The 2,367-nt window shown below is 39.0% G+C and carries 2 protein-coding genes and 1 pseudogene; 2 read left to right on the forward strand and 1 reads right to left on the reverse strand.

Annotation, left to right across the window (positions count from 1 at the left end; translation table 11 throughout):
• Nucleotides 1-2: 2 nt before the first annotated feature.
• A complete protein-coding gene (locus G322_RS0118770) occupies nucleotides 3-1,088 on the reverse strand; it encodes an Ig-like domain-containing protein (RefSeq protein ID WP_022943208.1) in 1,086 nt (361 codons plus the stop codon).
• 702 nt (nucleotides 1,089-1,790) lie between these two features.
• Here G322_RS0118770 and G322_RS24960 point away from each other — a divergent pair.
• Together G322_RS24960 and G322_RS24645 are read left to right on the forward strand one after the other, a co-directional pair.
• Nucleotides 1,791-1,970 (forward strand): annotated as a pseudogene (locus tag G322_RS24960) (adenosine deaminase); the annotation flags it as partial.
• An 18-nt stretch (nucleotides 1,971-1,988) separates the two neighbouring features.
• The gene (locus G322_RS24645) at nucleotides 1,989-2,114 is read left to right on the forward strand and encodes a hypothetical protein (RefSeq protein WP_022943210.1); all 126 of its coding nucleotides are present in this window, start codon (nucleotides 1,989-1,991) and stop codon (nucleotides 2,112-2,114) included.
• Nucleotides 2,115-2,367 lie beyond the last annotated feature (253 nt).

A 2,367-nucleotide genomic window follows, 5' to 3' on the forward strand; every position in this document is an offset into this window, starting at 1 on the left:
ATCTACCGCAAAGACTTGTAAAGTGATGGTATCTTCTGAGTGATGGTATCTTCTGGACCAAAAACTTCTTCATCAGTAATTGCGCTATTAGCTACTTTGTTATCTTCATCCGCTGCAACCGCTTCATAGTTACTATCAGTGTCTGTCACGCCACTAATAGTAACAATTAATGGCTCACTGCCCTCGGCTAAGAAATCATCAACCGCATCAATCTGAAACGTTACTTGAGAATCACCGGTAACATTAACACTTGCAGGTAAAGCACTGGTATCTGCACCGCCCGCGGCAAGGCCAGTCCAATCAAGCTGTACATTCACTGAGTCTCCAGCTGGGACCACAACTGGATTATTATCTGCATCTACCAAACTAACGGTATAAGTTAATATTCCGCCCTCACTGACAGAACTTTGATCAACACTAATTTGTGCATACACAGGATCTATCACAGGGTTTACAACAATAGTTGTATCCTCTGTTGCAGTTGCTCCGCCATCATCTGTAGTTACTACAGTGATCACTGCATCGCCATTAAAGTTTGGTGCGGGGGTAAATGTGATGGTGCCATCTATTTGATTTACAGAGACGGTACCCTGTTCTGCTGGCACAGAGGCAGTTGTTGAGACAATTACACCATCTGTATCTTGAGCTGAATAAGGAACCGTAATACTACCTGCATCTTCATCAATAGAGCCCCCATCTACAACTAAGGTCGGTGCTATATTTACTTCAGATAAATTGGTATCGATAATTTCGTTGTTTATTGGTGATAAAGAAAACTCATCAGTTGAAAACTCTGAGCTTGCGGTACTTTCACTACCGTTTCTTGATAAAGTAACGGCATCAAATCCGCCGTCAGAACCAGCATCACCTGCGGCGGTTTCAATATCCTCTACGGCTTCTATGTCACCCTCTTCGATAGCAGCTTGAATAGCGGCAATTTCAGCCAGGGATTCTTGATCAACTGCATTTAATTCGCCAAGGTCATTTTCTAAGGTTTGATTGATAGAATTTACTATTTGTTTAGCGTCGGCAGGATCAACCTCTTCAAGTCCAAGGTCATTTTTATTTTCTAAGTCATGGCTACTCATAGTCAGCTCCACATTTATTACGGATATCTGAAATACTGCAAGGGTAGGTATCAAGCAATAATCAATGAACCCAACCTGTTACGGCAAGTCAACAATGGTTGAGTGCAATAAATACATTGTGTGGCAACGACAGAAGTTCTATAAAAGCCTAAACTCAACTTTGGAAAATAGTGATATCACTCACAAAACATTATTTATTAAACTAAGTAAAGCCTCAAAACCGCGAATGTACAGGTTAATTTATTGCTTTTTAATACCAAATAGTGATAAGGGAGTACTATTATATAAAGTAATAGAATTAAAAAAAGTTAAGTTAATGTTTAACAAGGATTTGACTAATTACTGAAATGGTGCGTCCCGATAGCAAGCCACAAAATATTTGTAGCATTTTGACTGCGCGAGTTACATGTAGATGTCTGTCAAGCTCTTACAAAAGACTCCAGAAAGGAAGAAACGTTAAAGTAAAAATGCCATTAAGCAGAGTAAACTGACCTAGTCAATAGAAATCGGTTACACCAGTTAAGTTAGTTAAGTTAGTTAAGCTAGTTTTTAAAACTCTATCTGACGTTCAAACTCAATAGGATTTGGCCACCAAGGTAAGAATGCAGGACAATGTGTAATAGGTCATGCCGGTGAAGCAACGGATTCAGAAAATATGTGGCAAGCTATTAATGAGTTAGGCGCAATTCTCTCTTTCATCATGTTAAAGCACTTGAAGACTTAAAACTGCTGGATTATTTAGCGGTAAACAAAATTGCTATGGATCCGTGTTTTACCTCTAACAGGAAAAGCTGTACTCTTGCCGATATCTACAAGCATCCAATTAAAACCTTCCTAGAGCATAGTATGATGGCATTAATAAATACCAACGACCCAGCGTAGAGGGATATTTAGTATGAAGTGACAGTCCCTAAAGCAGGCCTGAGTATTACAAAAATAAAACAAGCAAAAATCAACGGTCTGGAGATGACATTTTTGTCTGAAAAAGAGAAAAAAGCACTGCGTGATATGGGGATTAAGCGATAAAGCTTAGATAGTAATAAAGCCCCTAAAAAGACTTTATTAGTGATTATCACTCACTTTCAGGTCCTTCACAAACAATCGTTTTTCGTGGTTTGACGCCCCTGTCATTTTATCCTTTTCCAGGTTCTATAGCTTTAACATCAAATTTTTGGCTCTGTTGTAGAACACTGTTGTCACCCATAGGCAGCGACTAATATTTCTTGTTTATTGAGCTTCGCGTTGCTTTCCCTAAACCAAGCAAGATAATTCGATAAAT

This window comes from Psychromonas hadalis ATCC BAA-638 (assembly GCF_000420245.1).
GTDB lineage: Bacteria > Pseudomonadota > Gammaproteobacteria > Enterobacterales > Psychromonadaceae > Psychromonas > Psychromonas hadalis.